Origin of the sequence: Mucilaginibacter sp. (genome assembly GCF_965201005.1) — a bacterium.
GTDB lineage: Bacteria > Bacteroidota > Bacteroidia > Sphingobacteriales > Sphingobacteriaceae > Mucilaginibacter_A.
The window spans coordinates 2,029,533-2,049,092 of record NZ_OZ241747.1 but is presented as its reverse complement, the minus strand read 5'-3'; the positions used below and the strand labels follow the sequence as shown (position 1 = coordinate 2,049,092).

Below are 19,560 nucleotides of genomic sequence, written 5' to 3'. Positions count from 1 at the left end.
GTGTTTACAATCGCTTTGAAGTTAAATTTCTAACACAATTTTACCAATATGTTCGTTGCTTTCCATTAATTGATGGGCTTTTGCAGCATCTTCCAACTTAAAAGTTCTATAAATTATTGGCTTAAATTTTCCTGCTGCAATAACCGGCCAAACATTTGCTTTTATCTCTATTGCCAGCTGCGTTTTAAAATCAGCATTGCGGTTGCGTAAAGTGCTTCCTGTGAGCGTTAAACGTTTTTTCATCAAATCAGTAACATCAATTTCTGCTTTGCCGCCTTTCATGGCATTAATGTAAACCAAACGTCCGTCCGGGTTTAAAATCCGGATGTTTTTTAAAATATAATCGCCACCAATCATATCCAAAATTACATCTGCACCAACCTTCTTCAACACAGTTTCAAAATCTTCTATTTTATAATTGATGCTTCTTTTAGCACCTAAATTTTGGCATGTTTTGCATTTTTCATCGCTTCCGGCGGTTGTATACACGTTTGCACCAAAAGCTGCTGCCAACTGGATCGCCGTGATGCCGATCCCGCTGCTTCCACCGTGAACCAGAAAGTTCTCTCCGTTTTTCAACTTTCCAAGCCTGAATACATTTTGCCAAACTGTAAAAACTGTTTCCGGCAAAGAGGCAGCTTCTACAAATGTCCAGTTGGCAGGCACCGGCAGGCAATGTCCTGCATCCGCAACTGCAAAAGCTGCATAACCGCCGCCGCCGAGCAAAGCACAAACCTGATCGCCGGTTTTCCATTGTGTCACTTCCTTGCCTATTGCCGTAATTGTTCCGGCAATTTCCAATCCGGGGATATCCTGCGGTGCATCGGCCGGCGGCGGATAATTTCCTTTGCGCTGAAAAATATCCGGCCGGTTTATGCCTGCCGCTTTTACTTCGATTAAAACTTCGTTTGGTTTAGGCAGAGGTGTTTCCCGTTCCTGTATTTTCAAAACTTCCGGTTCTCCGGGCTGTGTGATCACAACTGCTTTCATAGATGGATTTTTAAATATTAATTTTAAAAAATAACTTAGTGCGACGACAAACTACCTCTATTGTTAATCTAACAACTACCTTAAAAAAGCCAACTTGCTGATGATTTTATCTCATCATACTTTTAAAAACACAACTATTTTTTATTAGTTAAAAGAAGGAAAGCTGAGGGATTTTTGTTTCGGTATTGAAAACGGTTGGTATAATTTACAGGGATAAAAGAAGCATTATACACATTTCTGACCTGAAATTAAACAAGCCCAAACCCAAAATCAAAAGTTTAAAATTTTACTGTTTGAGTTGGTAAAATAAAAAGATGATGCTTCTTTTATCATATAAAATTTGAGATTTTTTTCATTCAAATTTATGTGACTAGTTTATAATCAGAAGAAACTATGCAAAAAGCTTTACTGATTTTAAAACCAGGATATTGTCCAAAATAACAGCCCTTATAGTTATCCAATTTCGTAAAAAAAGCCATCAGCTGTAAAAACTGATGGCTAAATGCTGATAGTTGACAGCAGTTAAGTTTATTTAAACATACCACCCAGCATTCCGCCCAGGCCGCCACTTGCGCCACCTAAAGAATTTTGGATACTATCCGCAGTAATGCTTTGATCATTAGGATCATTTGCTTTGTGTGCAAATTTTTGTAAAATACCTGGCAAAGCTGCGGCAATTGCGCCGGTTGCCATTGGTGGCAGGCCAAATTTACTGCCCAAGCTGCTTGCCAGTCCGCCTTCAATGGCACTGGTTATCGGGCTGCCGGAACCCATACTGTTTGTTAACATAGACATTAATCCGCCTACACCACCTTGTGCGGAAGCTTGATTTTGTAAACCATTGTTAATGTGTGTAGCAATTTCCTGATGAACGGCATCTTCCTGTCCTGCCGGTATTGCGTTAGACGCAGCTGAGTTTCCACCAATCTGGTCTTTAACCATCTGCAAAATTTGATCAAACATTGTTTTAAAATTTATATGTGAATTAATGAAAGGGTTTTATTAAAAGCCAATACTTCTTTTATTGCTATAAAATTCAAATCTCAAGATAGCATTGCTTATTGGTAATCAGTCGTTTACTTATAAAAATTTTCTCCTTCTTCACCGGGCAGTTTTTTTTCATCCCTAAAATTGGACGTTTCATCAGTAAAATTTTCTGTATCCACTTCTGTTTTCCGGATCGTCCCTTGTACTGTTTCTGTGTTTTCTTTTACTTCTTTTTCCAAAGAAACTTCACCGGTGACAAATGCTTCTTTGCTTACTACAGGCACTTCGGCATATTCCTTCATCTCAATTGTCCCTTCTTTAAATGAAGCCAGATCGGCTGATGTGGCCGGGCGGTTAACCGGTGTTTCTTCTACTCGCACATGCTCAGAACGCAAGTTAATGTTCTCCTGTACGTTCTCTTGCACGACGCGGCTTTTTAACCTTACGCCGCCAGTTTCCACTTGACGTTTGCCCACTTCCATTTTTTCTTCAATAATCGGAATGGCAGTTGTGCTGTTGACATTTTGCTGGCGTTTACCATAAAATTTATGATCATTGAAATTTTCATGCTGATAAAAATCAGTTTGATCTGTTGCAACGGCCGCAACAGCACCGCCTGCAAACACCGAACGTATAGTAGATTCGGTTTGAGAAGTGATATTACCTTTTTCGTAGTTGGGCAATGCTGATAATTGAGCTGCTGTTATGCCCGGTAGGATTACATCATCATCATTTTCATGAAGTTCTGCTAATCCGATCGGGACTAAAACCTTTTTATCGTCATCTAAATCAAATTCATTGTCATCTAAATCAACAATTAAGTATAGCACTTTATTGGTGTCCGGGTTGAAAATCAAGTCGTCCACATCACCAATTTGTTTTCCGTTCTCATCTTTTACGTCCCAGCCTTTAATGTTAGGCTCACCATCCACAATTTCGTAATCACTTTCGCTTAATTCTTTTAAGCTGGAAGCAGTATTGTTATCGTTTACTGACATCATTTTTTAGTTTTAAAGTTTTAAAATTATTATTGATTTCCTGAAGTTTTGGCTGGCGTGGCCACAATTGACACACTGCGGTTTTGCTGCCTTCCTTTTTCTGTTGCATTAGATGCGACCGGACTAATTTCACCAAGAGAATAGACCACTATAGAACGATCAGGCAGGTTTTCACTTTTAACCAGCCAGATACGTACAGCCTCAGCACGTTGTGCACCTAATTGTTTGTTATGCGTAGCCGTTCCCGTAGAATCTGTATGGCCATAAACGCTAAGGGTTGCTCCTTTAAAACGTTTGTTTAAAGATGCAGCAATCATTTTCAGCCGTCCTTCTGCACTGCTTTTAAGCGTACTTTGATCTTTATCAAATAAAATATCTTCGCCTAAACCATAGATTGTGTAGTTGTTGTTGCCACGTACATCAATGCTGGTATCTTTAATTTCATCATAAGAAGCTTTTGGGGAATTAAAATCAGGCTGGTCTGCCGGGGTTGTTGCAGCCAGAACTTTGGTTTTGGTATCAACGTTGGCAGCAGTAGAATCAGTTGCAGCCTGATTGACATTTTTATTATTGCATCCGCGTAAAAAGAAAAATAACAAAGCTAATGCAATCAGTAACAACAAAATCCAAAGCCACCAGGAGTTGTTTTTTTTAGGCTGTACATCTAAATCTGCCATAATTGTTTTATTAAGAAAAGGTGAATGAAAATTTTAAAAATAAAGCGCCGCCAGGTTTACTGACTGACGCTTTTTGAAAGGAAACAGTGGTTTGATTAGTTTCGATTATTTATAGAAACCACCATCTGTATTGGTCGTTCCGGTAGTTTTAGTGTCTCCGGAAGTTAATTTTGTATCTTCATCCGTAAAGTTTTCTGTATCTACTTCTGTTTTTCGTACAGTTCCTTCCACCGTTTGATTTTTTTCTTCCACTTCTTTTCCCAAAGAAACTTCACCGGTTACAAAAGCTTGTTTGCTTACTACCGGTACTTCTGCGGTTTCTTTCAATTCAATGGTTGCATCTTTAAAAGCAGCCAAATCAGCATCTGTAGCCGGACGACTAACATTAGTACGGTCAACCCGAACACGTTCTGTGCGCAAACGTACATCTTCGTGCACTGACTGCTCAACAATGCGGCTACGTAAACGCACACCACCTGTTTCTACTTCACGTTTGCCAACTTCCATTTTTTCTTCAATGATCTTGATCGAATCACCTTCTTTTGTCCTGTTTTGATTGTTGCCGGTATAAGTGCCGCTTCTGTATTGTTCTGCACGCTCATCAACATCAACCGCACCATAATTATCTAAAATTTTGGCTGCTTTTTCTGCCTCATCTGATGATTTTGCATGGACAGTTACGATTGAACCTTTACGGCCAACTTCAGCGTATTTGTCAGTGTCATCACTTGTGCCGAAGAGATTACTGAAAAAACCGCTTACACCGTCATTATTGTCGTTATCATAATCTGTAGTTCCTTCGGTTTCTGCACCGCGGGAAGAAAGGTCAATGTTATCGCGGCTAAAACCGTTGCTTGTTAAATAGCTTACGGCTTCTTGTGCCTCACTTGTGTAGTCGAAAATTCCAATTACTGTTTGTGACATGATTACTTGTTTTTAAAAGTTAATTAATTATTGTTGATTGTTGTGTTTGTTCTGAATCGATGCGATTAATTTCCACCTCATACTTGCGTAAGGTTTCATTTATGGCCGTTATTGTTTCGGTTTTGGTTTTGGTAAGATGGATTTCCTCAACCAGCATCAGGCGTTTTTCTACTACCAATACTTCTTTTACCACCGAAATTATGGTCGTATCACCTTCCACACGTGCTTCCGGAACAGTTGTTACATATTGATTAATAGGCTTGTGTTCGATCAAAACCTGCTCTGATATCACCGGGATATGGTGTGTTACTTCTTCAGAAATCACACTTTTATGAATTTGAACTGAGCCGGTTTCAACTTTTTTAAGGTCGATTTTTAACCGCTCTTCCATCAAAACGATTTTTTTTGCAGAAATTTCCTCCTGCCCGGCAATCGGTACAATAGGCAGTTTTTCAAATTCGTTCATCAGTTACAATATTTTGACCAAATGATAATAAATTTTTGCATATGTATAAGCAGTAAAGAAAAAATTTGAAAGTTTTGTTTTTTTATAAAAAATCCGTTGCAACTTCCAACTAAGAAATTTTCATTTTTAATCAATAAATACAATACAATTTCAAAGTTTATGTAGAGTTGAATGCTAAAGTAAAATACCAATGCAAGTAATTTTTGCAATAATGACAATAACGAATCAATGTTAATTTTTTAAAAACCGGATTCAATCCTGTCCGAAAAAATCTAATGCTTCTTTTATCACCTGAATTTTGCTGGTTCTGGCTTTTGGTCAAAATCATAAAAGCAAAATTTATATGCCTAAAAGAAGCATCATTACCTTATTAAAAAATAAAAACAAGCTCTCCGATAAGCAGCCTTGAAGCCTGCAATGCTTCTTTTACCGGCATAAAATTGTATCATTAAGAAACAACCTTTGTATCGATACCGAACAGTAGCAACAAAATCAATATTCGTAAACCATTGTAAATCAGACAGTAATAATCCTGGTATCAGTTTTTATAAGGATTGACAGTAATCTTAAAAAGAAATACAAATCAACAGCACACAAAAATGATCGAACTGAAAAATATTTACAAGTGGATATCTGCAGGTGCCAAGCGCACTTTTTTACTGAAAGACATTAGCCTGAACATCGCCGATGGCGAATTTATTTCGATTATGGGGCCATCCGGTTCCGGGAAATCTACTTTGCTGCACATTTTGGGCATGATTGATGAGCCATCCGAAGGCGAATATCTGTTTGACGAACAATCGGTTTTCAAGCTGAAAGAAAAACAACGCTCAGCTTTGTACAAGCAAAATATAGGTTTCGTTTTTCAGGCATATCATTTAATCGATGAACTGACGGTTTACGAAAACATCGAAACGCCGCTGATTTACCAGGACATGAAATCTTCGGACCGAAAATCCGTAGTGGCCGATATCCTGGACCGTTTTCAAATTGTGGGCAAAAAGGATTTGTTCCCGAACCAGCTTTCGGGCGGCCAGCAGCAATTGGTTGGTATTGCACGCGCACTGGCCGCCAACCCAAAAGTTATCATGGCTGATGAACCGACCGGCAACCTCAACTCGAAACAAGCCGAAGAAATTATGGAACTGTTTAAAACGCTGAACGAGCAAGGCGTTACAATTGTGCAGGTAACGCATTCGGAAAAAAATGCAGCTTACGGTTCCAGGATAATCAATTTATTGGATGGAAGGATTGAATGAAGTTTTTAGCTTTAAGCATTTGATTTTCAGCCTGTAATCTACACCAACTATTTTATTTTTATTGACTGCTGACAGCTGATTGCTGACGGCTGATAGCAAACGTTATAAATGAAACCCCTTTCCTCCTGCTTCCTGTTATGCTTCTTTTATGCCACAAAAATCTGGGCGCAGGACAGCACTTTCAACAAATCCGCTTTAACGCTGCAACAGTGCGTAGAAACGGCCATTGGCAATAATCTTGGCGTAAAACAAAGCGAACTGGCTGCACAACGGTCAGGTATCAATTACAACCAGGCAAAGCTGAATTTGCTGCCCAATTTAAGCGGCAATATTTCGCAGGGCTTAAACCAGGGCCGCAGCATTGATCCGTTTACCAACACGTATTTAAACCAGCAAATCAATTACACCAATTATTCTGTTGGAAGCAGCGTGGTACTTTTTAACGGTTTTTCACTGTGGAACACGATCAGGCAAAACCTGCTTGCTTTCCAGGCCAGTAAACTGGAGCTGCAGCAGCAAAAAGATAATTTAACGCTGAACGTGATTTTGGCTTACCTGCAAATTTTAAACAACCAGGAATTGGTCAATCAATCGCGCAATCAGGCGGCAGTTTCGCAGGAACAGGTCCGCCGTTCGGAGATTTTAAACAGAGATGGTGCTATTGCGCCTTACCAATTATCAGATTTACGCGGACAATTGAGCAACGACAGTTTGTCCATTATCAACAACCAGAACAATCTCGAAGCGGCAAAAATTGCCCTTGCGCAATTGATGAACGTGCCTTACCAAAAACAGCAAAATTTTGCGCCGCTCAATGCCGGGCAGCTTTCTACTTCCTTCAGCAACAATCCCGAAGCAATTTATGAAGCTGCTTTAGAGCAACTTTCTTTGGTTAAAGCCAGTGCTTATCGTACAAAAAGTGCGGCAAAAGGCGTAAGCTCCGCCCGCGGTTATTTGTACCCAACGCTTTCGCTGAATGCAAATTTGTACACCAACTACTCCAGCGCGGCCAGCAAAAGTGTTTTTGTGGACAGTGCCCGCGTGGCCACCGGTGATTATGTAACGCTGCAAAACGGCGGCAAATCTTACGTGATGACGAACCAGAGTGATTACCGGTCGGAAAAAATCAGTTACGGCAATCAGTTTAAAAACAATTACAGTTCGGCTGTAACATTGGGTCTGCAGGTGCCGATTTTTAGCAATTGGTTTTCGCGCAACCGCATTGCTTTGGCAAAAATCGAACTTAAAAATGCTGAACTGATAGAGCAAACCACGCGCATCCAATTGAAACAAGCGGTAGAACAAGCGTTTTTCAACACAACTGCTGCTTCCGGCCGTTACCGCACTTTGCAAAACCAGGTGGTTGCCTATTCCGAATCTTTTAAAGCAACGGAAGTAAAATTTAACGCCGGTGTAGGCAATTCGGTGGATTATACGGTGGCGAAAAATAAGCTCGACGCGGCCAATATCAACCTCATCAGCGCACGTTATGATTATATCCTGCGGATGAAAATCCTGGATTATTATCAGGGAAAACTGACTTGGTGAGGATGAGGTTTGAGGTAAGAGGTTCGGAGGTTTGGGGATAAGGCAGAACCTATAAAGACAAACCTCATACCCCAAACCTCCCACCTCATCCCCAAAATATTTTTAACTTTGAGAAGTACCAATGCTTCTTTTACCATGCAAAAATTACTGCTGATTGCTTTTTTGACTTTTATTTATGTTGAAACCAAAGCGCAAACTTCGCCTGCGCCAATGCCAAAGCTGGAACTACGCGATCCCTGGAAAGCCAACCAACTGATGGAACCGGCAGAACTTGTGGCAATTATCCAAAATCCACAGGCCAAAAAACCTTTGGTTTTGAACATTGGTGCGGTGGAAGATATTAAAGGTGCAACACACATTGGCCCGGCCAACAAACCCGAAAACCTCGAAAAACTGACTAAAACCGTTAAATCTTTGCCCAAAAACACAGCGATAGTGATTTACTGCGGCTGTTGTCCGTTTGGTAAATGCCCCAACATCCGCCCGGCTTTTACAGCTTTGCAAAACGCTGGTTTCAGCAACGTAAAACTGCTTGACCTGCCGGTTAATTTAAACACCAACTGGACAAGTAAAGGCTATCCGCTGGCCGAAAAGTAGTTTTTACATGCTGTTTTTACCGGGTATTTTTGGGTGGGCAGATCGTCTCCAACTTGCCAGTTTGAAGGGCTTCAAGGGGATGATCCAGATAAGGTTTATTTTGAACTGAAATTTCCGCTCAAATCAAGTATCTTAACAGCCCTAAACCATGCTGTTTTTACATGCTGAATTTTCGTTTTTCAAGGTTAATTTTGTTTGTGTTGATTTTGTTTTCCTGCAGGCAAAATCCGCAGAAAACCCAATCTGTTCCCGGTACAGAAACCAACGAGCAACTGATTGAGCGCACCCGCACAACTTTCAAAAACGTAATTAACATCCCCTATACCGAAGTTTACCGCAGGTTTGCCAGCGGCATTTCGTTCAACGCGCAGGGTTTTCAGCTTAAACCCTCTTGGAAAATAACTTTTTTGTCGGATACTTCGGTCAGTGTTTTTAGTCCGATAAAACTGCGTTACTACAATTTGCCGCTTGTGCTGGACCATGATTCCATGTTCAGCATGGCCGGAGCCTGGTTTAAAGCCAGAAAAATCAGCAAAGACAGTTTGCGTTTCCAGGTTTTGTCCGTAAGGAACAAAATCATCAACTGGAAAAACTCAAACGTATATGTTACTTTTTATGCGGAGGATTATCTCAAAAAACAACACGTTAACGTAGAAAAACTTCGTTCAACTACCAAAAGCGATACGGCATACATCCAAAAGCTGGCCGATGCCTCCGCACTGGATTCAACAAAAATATTTGCCGCACAACAGCCCGTCAGTCTAAAAAGCAACAGTGCCAACGTGCAGGTAACCAATGCCAAAACGAAAGCTAAAGATTTAAACAGCTATTACATTCCCGAAACACTTTTTTACCCCGAATACAACGTAACCATCAACAAAGCTTATGCAGATTTTTACCACAGTTTTGCCGTTCGGGTAGATGCCAAAGGCCGACTGCATTTTGTAGAACCGATGGAAACGATGGTTGACGACCCGGAAAATACCATCAAAGTGATAAAAGGGATCATGGACGGCTACCTCGCCCATTATCTGCAGATTACGCCCGGCAAAACGCTGGGCATCCCGCACGACAGCCTGATTTTGCTGGTGGTGCGCGGCAACAAAAACTGATGCTGTTTTTATCAGCCTAAAAAAAGTATGGTAAAAACAGCATTGCAATAATGCAATAAGTTAAAAAAAGTTAAAACGAAAAATTTCTTCTTCCAAACAAAAAAGAATTAAAATTTTAGTTATATCTTGACACCCATAAACCACTGCTTATGAAAGGCATCATTTCTACTTTAATTTTTTGTTTTACAGCCCAATTGCTTACAGCCCAAAATGTTTACCGCATTAAAGGCAGCGTAGCCGATACGGTGGCCAACAGCAAATTGCACAACACCAGTATTGTAGTTTTAAACGCGAAAGATTCGACCTTAAAAAAGTTTACGCGTGCAGCAGATGATGGTACTTTCAGCATCGGCGGACTGAACAAAGGCAAGTTTATTTTGCTGGTCTCTTACCCAAATTATGCGGATTATGTAGAAAATTTCACGTTGGATTCTTTACATAAAGAGCACGATTTTAAGCGGATTTCGATGCTGCTGAAAGCGCGTTTGCTGGCTGGCGTGATTATTAAAGGCAGCCGGGCGGCCATCAAAATAAAAGGCGATACAACAGAATATAATGCTTCCAGTTTTACCGTGCAGCCAAATGCCAAAGTAGAAGATTTGTTAAAGCAATTGCCTGGGATACAAGTAGATAAAGACGGAAAAATAACCGCGCAAGGCCAAACCGTTAGCAAGGTTTTGGTGGATGGGGAAGAGTTTTTTGGCGATGACCCAACGCTGGTGACCAAAAACATCCGCAGTGATATGGTGGACAAAGTGCAGCTTTATGATAAAAGCAGCGATCAGGCCGCATTTACCGGCGTTGATGACGGCAAGAAAACCAAAACCATTAACATCAAACTAAAAGAGGATAAAAAGAACGGTTATTTCGGTAAGATTGATGCCGGTGCGGCAACCGGCAAATATTATCAGGAACAGTTGCTGTTTAACAAATTTTGGGGCAAAAAGAAGTTTTCGGCTTACGGTACGCTGGCCAATACAGGCAAAACAGGTTTGGGCTGGGAAGACAGCAATAAATACGGTTCTTCTAACGCCAATACAGAAGTTGGTGATGATGGCAGCATCAGCATATATTTTAGCGGCGGTGATGATCTGGATTCTTTTGATGGCAGGTACAACGGTCAGGGAATACCAACGGCCCGGACCGGCGGTTTGCATTTTGACAGCAAATTTAATGGCGATAAAGAAAGCATCAACACAAATTATAAAACCGGATTTTTGAACGTAAAAGGCAACCGGGAAACCCTGACACAAAATACGTTGCCAACCGGACTAATCAAAAGCAGCAACAATCAGGATTTTGATAATTCAATTTTCAGGCAGAAGCTGGATGCGGCATATACCGTTAAGCTGGACAGTACTTCAAACTTAAAACTAACGATTGACGGCACGATCAAAAGCAGCAAAACCCGAAACAATTTTTTGGCAACCAGTTTGCGCGGAAATGATACGCTGCTGAACCGCAGCAACCGGATTTTGACCAATGACGGCGATGAGCAGATTTTGAACGCAAGCCTTTTTTACACCAAAAAATTTAAGAAAAAAGGCCGGACGTTTACGGCAAATATTACAGAAGCACTGGATCAAAACAGTACGAAAGGTTATTTAAACACCGAAATTGATTATTACAACAATTTGGGGCGATTGGACAGTACGCAGCGGGTTGATCAATATAAAACCTACAAATTGGAAAGCAGTGTGTTCAATTCTAATTTTACTTTTTCGGAGCCGTTGACCAAAACAATTACGCTGACCGGCAATTACCGGTTTGTATTGAACAACAGCAGTATCAGCCGTTTATCGTTTAACCAATCTTCGCAGGGCGAATATGACCAGGTAGATCAAACTCTCAGCAACAATTATAAACTAAACCAAAACAGCAATCAGGCCGGTGCTGTTTTTAACTACAAAAAAAACAAAACCACATTTAACTTCGGAACGAAAATAGCAGATGTAACCTACAATCAAACAGACCTTTACACTGGCGATGTGCTTAAAAGAAGCTTTGTTAACTACAATCCGCAGGCCAGTTACCAGTATCGGTTTTCCGCGCAACGTTCTGTCCGTGTTGATTACAACGGCAACAATACACAGCCAAATCTGGATCAGATCCAGCCGGTGCGCGTGAACACAGATCCGCTGAATATCACAATTGGCAACCCGGATTTACGGCCGTCTTTTACCAATCGGTTTAATGCTTATTATAATTCGTACAAGGTTTTAAGCGGGCAATCCATTTACATAGGCGGATCTTACGCGTTAACTTCAAATCCGATTATCAGCAATACGCTTACAGATTCTGCGGGAAAAAGTATTTATCAATCTACCAACCTCAGCGGAAAACAAACGGCTAATTTTTATTTATACGGAGGTTATAACCAGAAAATAAAATTCCTGAATATTGACGGCGGTTTAAATGTTAATGCCAACGGAAACACTTATTACAGTTTTACCAATAATGTATTAAATAAAACCCAGTCCAGCACTTACAGTTTGAGCGCAAGACTTTCAAAATATAAAGAAAAAAAATACGATGTGTACTTAATTGGAGGCCCAACTTTTACCAGGAGCCAGTCATCACTACTCACATCAGTAAATAATAACGGAACAGGTTTTACCTCCCGGGGAGGATTTAATTTTTACCTGCCCAAAAAATTTCAGATCAGCACAGATGGGAACTATGAATATCAAGGTAAAACAGCTTCTTTTAACCAGGATTTTCAGCGTTTTATCATCAATGCCAGCGTAAGCAAAGCTTTTTTTAAAGAGGAAAGTTTGAAGCTGATGGTTTCTGCAAACGATTTACTGAACCAGAACGTTGGTTTTAACCGCAGTGCAACAAGTACCTTTCTCACGCAAAGCACATACACCACCATCCGCCGTTATTTTATGTTCTCCATTGTGTATGATTTTAACAAAATGGGCGGTGCCGCTCAAAAATAAATAAGATGAAAAAAATTATCCTTATGGCAGTTTCGCTGTTGGTTTACGTCGAAATCAAAGCGCAAAACACGCATTTTACCACAGTTGGTTCGATTGAGTTTGAAAAAACCATCAACATGTATGCAACAATCAAAAAGCAGATCAACAAAGACAATGAAAGCTACATGCAGCAGGCTTACGATCAGTTTAAAAAAACGCAGCCGCAGTTTAAAAAGCTAAAAAGCACGCTGTATTTTTCCGGAAACAAAACCATGTTTAAGCCGGATGCAGAAGAAAATTCACAAAATGGTTTTTTCGGCAGTGCACAAACCACGCAAAACAATACTGTTTTAACCGATTTAGCGACAGGTACTTTTGTTGATCAGAAAAAAGTGTTTGAAGAAACGTTTCTGGTAAAAGACAGCGTACGCAACATCAACTGGAAAATAACGGACGAAACCCGCGATATTGCCGGTTATACCTGCCGCCGCGCAAATGCCATTGTGCTGGATTCTATTTACGTAGTTGCTTTTTATACGGATGAAATTGCTGTTTCGGGCGGACCGGAATCTTTTACCGGTTTGCCCGGCATGATTCTCGGCGTTGCTTTGCCGCATGAAAACATTACCTGGTTTGCCACCAAAGTGAACGAAGTAACCATTGATCCGAAAAACCTTAATCCTCCTACAAAAGGCAAACCGGTGAACAACAAACAGTTGCGTACAACTTTGCAGGCGGCGTTAAAAGATTGGGGCGATTATGCCAAAGAATCTTTTAAAGCTTTGTTGTTATGATTTTAGGGTGATAAAAGAAGTAGTATATTTTTTTTATCACCCTAAAAATGAAAATCGTAATGCTTCTTTTATCGGTATAAAATTCAAATACAAAAATTATAGTGCTAAAAGAAGCATTTGGATTTTTCAGATACAATTTATTTTTGATGCTTCTTTTAGCACCTAAAAAATTGAAAATCCTATACTTCTTTTATCAGCATAAATTAGGAAAACAAATTTTATGTGCATAAAAGAAGTATGATGGTTTTGGGTTGAAGCCAAAGGGACAATCCTCCAAAAACAATTTTGAAATCAAATTTAAACAGTCCTTTATTTTTCTACTTCAAACTCCGCTTTCAATTTAATGTCTTCGGAAGAACTGCCGATCATTACCTGAAATTTGCCCGGTTCAACGGTCCAGTTCATGTTTTTATCCAGTAAGGCCAAATCGTCGGGATGAAGGACAAATTTTACCGTTTTCTTTTCGCCCGGCAAGAGCGGCACGCGTTCAAATCCCCTTAAATCATATTCATAAGTCGTTACGCTGCTTACCTCGTCTTTTAAATACAACTGCACCACTTCGTCGCCTTTGATTTTGCCGGTATTGGCAACATCAACGCTAACGGTAATATCATTTTGAGTATGCATAGTTGGCCGGTCGATTTTTAAATTACTGTAGGCAAATGTGGTATAACTGAGGCCATAACCAAACGGGTACAATGCGCCCAACACACGTGTGCTGCCGTAACCGTTTGGCCCGGAACCAGGTTGTCCGGATTGCGAGGCTGGCTTAAAAGGGAAGTTCAACTCTATTTGCCCGGTAGTTTTCGGAAACGTGATGGTTAGTTTTCCTCCGGGATTGTTGTCGCCGAACAAAGTTTCTGCCACAACTTTACCAGATTCCGGACCGGGGAACCAGGCTTCCAAAATTGCCGGAACGTATTTGTTTTCCCAATTAATCGTGAGCGGCTGCCCGTTGATCATCACCATCACGACAGGTTTTCCGGTTGCCTGCAAAGCCTGGACCAATTGCAATTGCCTGCCTGGCAGGTTCAATCCTGATCTTGAAAGACTTTCGCCAACACGCTTCTCATCTTCACCGACAACGGCAATAATCACGTCTGCGTTTTTTGCTTTCGCTACGGCATCGGCAATATCGGCCTGCTCTTCGGCGGTAAGTGGCGTCGGAATGATCTCACTTTCCGGCCAGGTTGCATCAATTATATCGCAACCTTTGGCGTATTCAACGATGCTGTTTTTACCAACATAATTTCGGATCCCTTCCAAAACAGAAGTTACCGGATTGTAGGACGGGCCGTAACGGCTGGTCGCATAACTTTTTTCGGCAGCAAGCGGGCCGGTCACCAAAATATTTTTAAGCTGATGTTTGTCCAAAGGCAGCAGGTTTTTTTCATTTTTGAGCAGCACCATAGATTCGCGGTTCAATTGTAAGGCCATTTGCTCATCAGCTGGCGTGTGCACAATTTTGTCGGCCGCTTTTGGGTCGGTTACGTAAGGCCGGTCAAACAAACCAAGCTTAAACTTCACCCTTAAAACATCCGCAACGCGCGAATTAAGCGTTTCCATACTCAGTTTTCCTTCTTTCACCAATTCCCGTAAGGGCAAAATAAAGGTTTGCGGCATGGTAAAATTCGTGCGCACGTTTAAACCGGCTTCAATCGCCTGTTTTACCGCGTCCGGATAAGTTGCCGCCACGTGATGTTTGGAATAGAGAAATTCCACTGCTTCACTATCAGAAACCACATAACCCGTAAAACCAAATTTCTGGCGGAGCAGCTCCGTCAAAAAGAAGTAACTTCCGGTGATCGGTTCGCCGTTCCAGTCGTTATAACTGCTCATCACGCCGAGCGGGTGCACTTCTTTGATCACCTTTTTAAATGGATAAAGGTAAAGCTCGTACATTTCCCGCGGTGCCACATGCGGATCGGTACGCGCGTTGCCGTCTCGGCCGCCCTTTGGCACACTATAAACCGCAAAATGTTTCAGGGTCGATGCCACGCCCTGGCCTTGTATGCCCGATGCCATTTGCACGCCCAGTGCAGCGATCAAAAACGGATCTTCGCCATAACATTCTACCACACGGCCCCAACGCTGGTCGCGCGCAGGATCTAAAATCGGCGCGTAAACGTTGGTATAACCTAACGCTTTTGCTTCTTTTCCAACAGTTTTTCCGGCCTGATAAACCAGGTTTTTGTCCCAGGTGCTGCCAATTCCAATCGGCGCGGGCAGCGGCGTGGCTTTTTCATGGCACAAACCGTGGATGCCTTCGTTTGTAAAATCCACCGGAATGCCGAGGCGCGTTTGCTCCACAAACCATTTTTGAATGGTGTTGATGGCTTCGGCATGGCGGCTAAACGGATAAGCATATTTGGTGTAAGCTTTGTCCGTGTTGGATTTTAGGTTGTTCAGCTCCTCATCAATATTGGCAATCCCGTCTTTCCAGACTTCGTTTTTCCAGTTTGCTACCGGCATTTCATCTTTCAAAACCCGGCCGTAGCCGTAAAGCGTTGCCGTTTGGCAGGTTTTTTCGTCCAATGTCATCTGCGAAAGCAAGTTTTCTACCCGCTTTTCTATCGGTTCCGCAGGATCTTCAAATACATCTTTTACACCGTTTTTGTTAAAATCGATCCAGCCGTTTTTATAAATATTTTTGTTTTGGGCGGATGCAGACCTGATCGAAAAACCTAAAATAACCAGCAGCAATATCCTTTTTTGTATGATCATGGAACGAACCTTTTTTAAAACTGAGTTGATGATCAATAATAGGGATGTTAATTGTAATTTTTACAAACCGTTACAAAATCTATTTACTTTTTGTCAGAAAGCGTGTTCAAACTTATCAGAGAAAACCATTATGCTTCTTTTATGCCTATAAATCATGTTTCCGGATTTTATGCTGATAAAAGAAGCATCCGGATTTTTCGGTTTTTATGCTGATAAAAGAAGCATGATTCATCAGCGCAAGCAACAGTAATATAGCCGTTTACTTTTTGAACATTGGCGCAAAAATAAGACAATTGTAAATCTAACAGTAAGTTAAAACCCAGTGATCTTTAATTATACAAACCCTTTATCAGCGGTAAGTAAACCTTCCGCTTAATAATTATAGCTGAGTGGAAAGAAGGCTTAGTTTTGTTTAGAAAATTTAATTTTACACCGCATTCATCATTTTATTAAAACTTATGAAAAAAGTAATTTGTACCTTTTTTACGTTGCTGATTTGTTTAAGCACAATCGTTGATGCCCAAACCGCCGGACATTGGAAATACTTGTTTAACGGAAAATCAGTGGCAAACTTGCGGGGTTATAAGATGGACACTTTTCCTTTTCAGGCCTGGAAAGTAGAAAACGGAGCTTTGGTAGCCCAGCCAGATGTGCCTAATGTTGACCTTGTTACAAAAGAAACTTACACCAATTTTGATCTGACTTTTGATTGGAAAATGTCAAAAGCAGGCAATAGCGGCGTTTTTTATAACGTGCAGGAAACGGCAAGCCATCAATCAGGAAACGGAAACAGCCCTAACTGGCTGGATAATTTTGAAATGCAGCTTTTGGACGATATAGATTTTAATGACAAGGAACCGAAACGGTCTGCCGGTTCTTTGTACGATTTGATCGCCCCTGAAAATAAACATTTAAAGCCTGTTGGCGAATATAATACCGGAAGGCTGTTGGTGAAAAACGGCCATGTAGAACAGTGGCTGAACGGCGTAAAAGTAGTGCAATATGAAATTGGCTCGCAAAAGCTGAATGACTTGATCCAAAACAGTAAATACAAAGACAACCCGAAATTTGCCAAAGCCACCAGCGGCCACCTGATGTTTCAGCATCACGGGCAAAAAGTTTGGTTTAAAAACATTAGGGTAAAACTGTTATAGCTTTTATCAATAGTTCGGATCGGCAGGTTTCTGCAAAAACCTTTTCTTTAAACTATGGCTGATGCTTCTTTTATCAACTATTTTCTTGTCATTTCGACCGTGGGGAGAAATCTTCTTTTAAAATAATTTTTTTCTTGTGCGTTCTTTTGCTTGAACAAAAGAACCAAAATTCAAGAATGCCGGATCGCCTCCGGGCGGCATTCAGCCCCACGCTCCTGGGTGGCTACCGTCCGGGTTTATTACCGTTTTGGCTTTTAAATAATGAGGCTTATATATTTTGTCATCCTGAGCGTAGCGGAAGGACATTTTTAAACCAAATTTATACCGATAAAACAAGCATTTAATACTCCAGCGGCACGGTCGGTTCTTTTTTATTGGTGGACATGATGATCATCGTCTGGAAAGTTTTTACTACCGAAATCCGGCTGATTTTCTGCATAATCAGCTGCTCGTACGATTTGATGTCTTTTACGTAAACCTTCAGCAAAAAATCACATTGGCCGGTTACGTGGTGGCATTCCGTAATCTCTTTGATTTCCTGTATCTCGTCCAAAAACGTTTGGATGGTATTGTTTTTATGAAAATCCAGCGAAACCTGAATAAATGTTTTGATGCCCAAACCCAGTTTTTCTTCATCTACCAAAGCGTGGTAACTTAAAATATAGCCCAGGTTTTCCAGTTTGCGCACACGTTCCAGCGTTGGGGCGGGCGATAAGCCGATCTCATTGGACAATTGCAGATTGGTGATCCGGCCGTTTTGCTGCAGGGTTTTTAAAATCTGCAAATCAATTTTATCTAATTCTGCGGCCATGGTCAAGGGTTTGGGTCTGTCGCAAAAATATCTAAAATAAAGAAGCAAAATAAAACATATTTATCCAATCCGGATTAACCCAAACGTGCAATCAGGCTTTGCAAAACGGATGCTTTTTTTACAGGGTAAATTTAGTCAAAAGTGGTTTTCGAATCAGTAGCAAAAGCGATTGCTGTTGTGGCCAACAAAAAAACCCGGACTTTTGGTAAGCAGCGCGCTTCGTTATAAAGCTTTTAAAGATATTATCTTTGGCACCACGCTCAGTTCCGTTCGGTACAAAATTAAAGTCCGGGTTTTGATTGTGCGGTAAATTTTAGGCGATAAAAACAGTATCGGCAGAACAGAAAAGGTACAACCATGAAAGAAGAAAAAGAACAACCCATACATATCAAAAATAAACGCGCATATTTTGATTTTTTGATCGATGATAAATTTGTGGCCGGCATCAAATTGCTGGGCACGGAAATCAAATCGATCCGGCAGGGAAAAGCCAACCTTACAGATTCCTTCTGCACGTTTATCGATGGCAACCTGTACATCCGCAACCTGCACATTTCGGAATATACGCACGGCTCGTTTTACAACCACGAAGCCAAGCGCGACCGGGTTTTGCTGTTGCAGAAAAAGGAACTGAAAAAGCTGAAATCGCGTACGGAAGAGAAAGGATTTACCATTGTGCCGCTCACTATTTTTATCAGCGGCCGCGGATTTGCGAAAGTAGAAATCGGCCTCGCCCAAGGCAAAAAAACTTTTGACAAGCGCGAAACGATGAAAGAACGTGATTCTAAAATCGAAATGGACCGGGTGATGAAGAGATAGACTGAGCGATCAGCTTTCGACAATCAGCTTTCAGCGAATAGCAAATTTGTATACACTTAAAAGGAAACTGAAAGCTGATTGCTGACAGCCGAAAGCTGTTTCAGCTCCAGGCCTGATCGCCAACCAGCGGCACAAACCGGAACGTATCCAAACTCACTTTTTCAAAGTCGTTTTCGCTTACGCGAAGGATGGTTGTCATCAACTGTGATTTTTCATCACCAACCGGGATCACCAGCAAACCGCCGATTTTAAGCTGTTTCAACAAAATTTCGGGGATAAAAGGAGCACCGGCCGTCACCAGGATTTTATCGTAAGGCGCATGTTCAGGGATGCCATTAGAGCCATCCCCGCAGAAAAAATGGGCATGATAACCCAAAAACGGGAGCACTTTGCAGGTGCGTTCATACAGTTTTTCCTGCCGTTCGATGGTAAAAACCTCGGCGCCAAGCTCCAGCAAAATACAGGTTTGATAGCCCGAACCAGTGCCAATTTCCAGCACTTTATCACGCTGCCGGATGTGCAGCAGTTCGGTTTGATAAGCTACGGTATAAGGTTGCGAAATGGTTTGCCCGTCGCCAATCGGGAAAGCAATATCTTTGTAAGCCTGCGCCCAAAACGTTTCGTCGAAAAAATAATGCCGCGGCACTTTCGCCATCGCGTCCAGCACGCGTTTGTCGCCAATCTTTTTCACATCTTCCAGAAACCGCACCAACTGCTTCCTCGCCCCTTTTTCCCGGTAATTATCCACAAACTTGTACGCCATGTGCCACAAAGATATT

At 41.3% G+C, this 19,560-nt stretch carries 17 protein-coding genes and 1 pseudogene; 9 read left to right on the top strand and 9 right to left on the bottom strand.

Going from position 1 to position 19,560, the window contains the following annotated elements; translation table 11 throughout:
- Window positions 1–21: 21 nt before the first annotated feature.
- Complete coding sequence (locus ACOFKR_RS09470; protein ID WP_419800556.1) at window positions 22–990, bottom strand: NAD(P)H-quinone oxidoreductase; 969 nt, start codon at window positions 988–990, stop codon at window positions 22–24.
- A 374-nt stretch (window positions 991–1,364) separates the two neighbouring features.
- On the opposite strand from ACOFKR_RS09470, the pseudogene ACOFKR_RS09465 reads away from it, so the two are divergent.
- A pseudogene (locus tag ACOFKR_RS09465) lies at window positions 1,365–1,478 on the top strand (IS982 family transposase); the annotation flags it as partial.
- A gap of 40 nt (window positions 1,479–1,518) precedes the next feature.
- Here ACOFKR_RS09465 and ACOFKR_RS09460 read toward each other — a convergent pair.
- The 5 genes from ACOFKR_RS09460 to ACOFKR_RS09440 all read right to left on the bottom strand — a co-directional run bounded on the left by ACOFKR_RS09460 (window position 1,519) and on the right by ACOFKR_RS09440 (window position 5,042).
- Window positions 1,519–1,953, bottom strand: a complete 435-nt coding sequence (locus tag ACOFKR_RS09460; RefSeq protein WP_419800555.1) for a hypothetical protein — start codon at window positions 1,951–1,953, stop codon at window positions 1,519–1,521.
- 113 nt (window positions 1,954–2,066) lie between these two features.
- Window positions 2,067–2,978 carry a DUF2382 domain-containing protein gene (locus tag ACOFKR_RS09455; protein WP_419800554.1) on the bottom strand — a complete coding sequence of 304 codons (912 nt, stop codon included), beginning with the start codon at window positions 2,976–2,978 and terminating at the stop codon, window positions 2,067–2,069.
- A gap of 26 nt (window positions 2,979–3,004) precedes the next feature.
- Window positions 3,005–3,652: an OmpA family protein gene (locus ACOFKR_RS09450; RefSeq protein WP_419800553.1), complete on the bottom strand. Its 648-nt coding sequence runs from the start codon at window positions 3,650–3,652 to the stop codon at window positions 3,005–3,007.
- A 105-nt stretch (window positions 3,653–3,757) separates the two neighbouring features.
- Window positions 3,758–4,576, bottom strand: a complete 819-nt coding sequence (locus ACOFKR_RS09445; RefSeq protein WP_419800552.1) for a DUF2382 domain-containing protein — start codon at window positions 4,574–4,576, stop codon at window positions 3,758–3,760.
- A gap of 19 nt (window positions 4,577–4,595) precedes the next feature.
- Window positions 4,596–5,042: a YsnF/AvaK domain-containing protein gene (locus ACOFKR_RS09440; RefSeq protein ID WP_419800551.1), complete on the bottom strand. Its 447-nt coding sequence runs from the start codon at window positions 5,040–5,042 to the stop codon at window positions 4,596–4,598.
- Between the two features lie 599 nt (window positions 5,043–5,641).
- On the opposite strand from ACOFKR_RS09440, the gene ACOFKR_RS09435 reads away from it, so the two are divergent.
- From ACOFKR_RS09435 to ACOFKR_RS09410, 6 genes are all read left to right on the top strand, one after another.
- Window positions 5,642–6,301: an ABC transporter ATP-binding protein gene (locus tag ACOFKR_RS09435; protein ID WP_419800550.1), complete on the top strand. Its 660-nt coding sequence runs from the start codon at window positions 5,642–5,644 to the stop codon at window positions 6,299–6,301.
- Between the two features lie 108 nt (window positions 6,302–6,409).
- Complete coding sequence (locus tag ACOFKR_RS09430; RefSeq protein WP_419800549.1) at window positions 6,410–7,849, top strand: TolC family protein; 1,440 nt, start codon at window positions 6,410–6,412, stop codon at window positions 7,847–7,849.
- A gap of 108 nt (window positions 7,850–7,957) precedes the next feature.
- Window positions 7,958–8,446 carry a rhodanese-like domain-containing protein gene (locus ACOFKR_RS09425; RefSeq protein WP_419800548.1) on the top strand — a complete coding sequence of 163 codons (489 nt, stop codon included), beginning with the start codon at window positions 7,958–7,960 and terminating at the stop codon, window positions 8,444–8,446.
- 161 nt (window positions 8,447–8,607) lie between these two features.
- A complete protein-coding gene (locus ACOFKR_RS09420; protein ID WP_419800547.1) occupies window positions 8,608–9,558 on the top strand; it encodes a hypothetical protein in 951 nt (316 codons plus the stop codon).
- 149 nt (window positions 9,559–9,707) lie between these two features.
- A complete protein-coding gene (locus ACOFKR_RS09415) occupies window positions 9,708–12,500 on the top strand; it encodes an outer membrane beta-barrel family protein (protein ID WP_419800546.1) in 2,793 nt (930 codons plus the stop codon).
- 23 nt (window positions 12,501–12,523) lie between these two features.
- Window positions 12,524–13,273 carry a GLPGLI family protein gene (locus ACOFKR_RS09410; RefSeq protein WP_419800545.1) on the top strand — a complete coding sequence of 250 codons (750 nt, stop codon included), beginning with the start codon at window positions 12,524–12,526 and terminating at the stop codon, window positions 13,271–13,273.
- 309 nt (window positions 13,274–13,582) lie between these two features.
- On the opposite strand, the gene ACOFKR_RS09405 is transcribed toward ACOFKR_RS09410, so the two are convergent.
- Window positions 13,583–15,997, bottom strand: a complete 2,415-nt coding sequence (locus ACOFKR_RS09405; RefSeq protein WP_419800544.1) for a glycoside hydrolase family 3 N-terminal domain-containing protein — start codon at window positions 15,995–15,997, stop codon at window positions 13,583–13,585.
- Window positions 15,998–16,455: 458 nt separating this feature from the next.
- Between ACOFKR_RS09405 and ACOFKR_RS09400 the strand changes: the two genes are divergently transcribed.
- Window positions 16,456–17,151 carry a 3-keto-disaccharide hydrolase gene (locus tag ACOFKR_RS09400; RefSeq protein WP_419800543.1) on the top strand — a complete coding sequence of 232 codons (696 nt, stop codon included), beginning with the start codon at window positions 16,456–16,458 and terminating at the stop codon, window positions 17,149–17,151.
- 340 nt (window positions 17,152–17,491) lie between these two features.
- On the opposite strand, the gene ACOFKR_RS09395 is transcribed toward ACOFKR_RS09400, so the two are convergent.
- Window positions 17,492–17,962: an Lrp/AsnC family transcriptional regulator gene (locus ACOFKR_RS09395; protein WP_419800542.1), complete on the bottom strand. Its 471-nt coding sequence runs from the start codon at window positions 17,960–17,962 to the stop codon at window positions 17,492–17,494.
- Window positions 17,963–18,319: 357 nt separating this feature from the next.
- Here ACOFKR_RS09395 and smpB point away from each other — a divergent pair, with 357 nt between their 5' ends.
- Window positions 18,320–18,781, top strand: a complete 462-nt coding sequence (smpB, locus tag ACOFKR_RS09390) for an SsrA-binding protein SmpB (RefSeq protein WP_419800541.1) — start codon at window positions 18,320–18,322, stop codon at window positions 18,779–18,781.
- Between the two features lie 100 nt (window positions 18,782–18,881).
- Here smpB and ACOFKR_RS09385 read toward each other — a convergent pair whose 3' ends face one another.
- Complete coding sequence (locus tag ACOFKR_RS09385) at window positions 18,882–19,544, bottom strand: protein-L-isoaspartate(D-aspartate) O-methyltransferase (protein WP_419800540.1); 663 nt, start codon at window positions 19,542–19,544, stop codon at window positions 18,882–18,884.
- Window positions 19,545–19,560 lie beyond the last annotated feature (16 nt).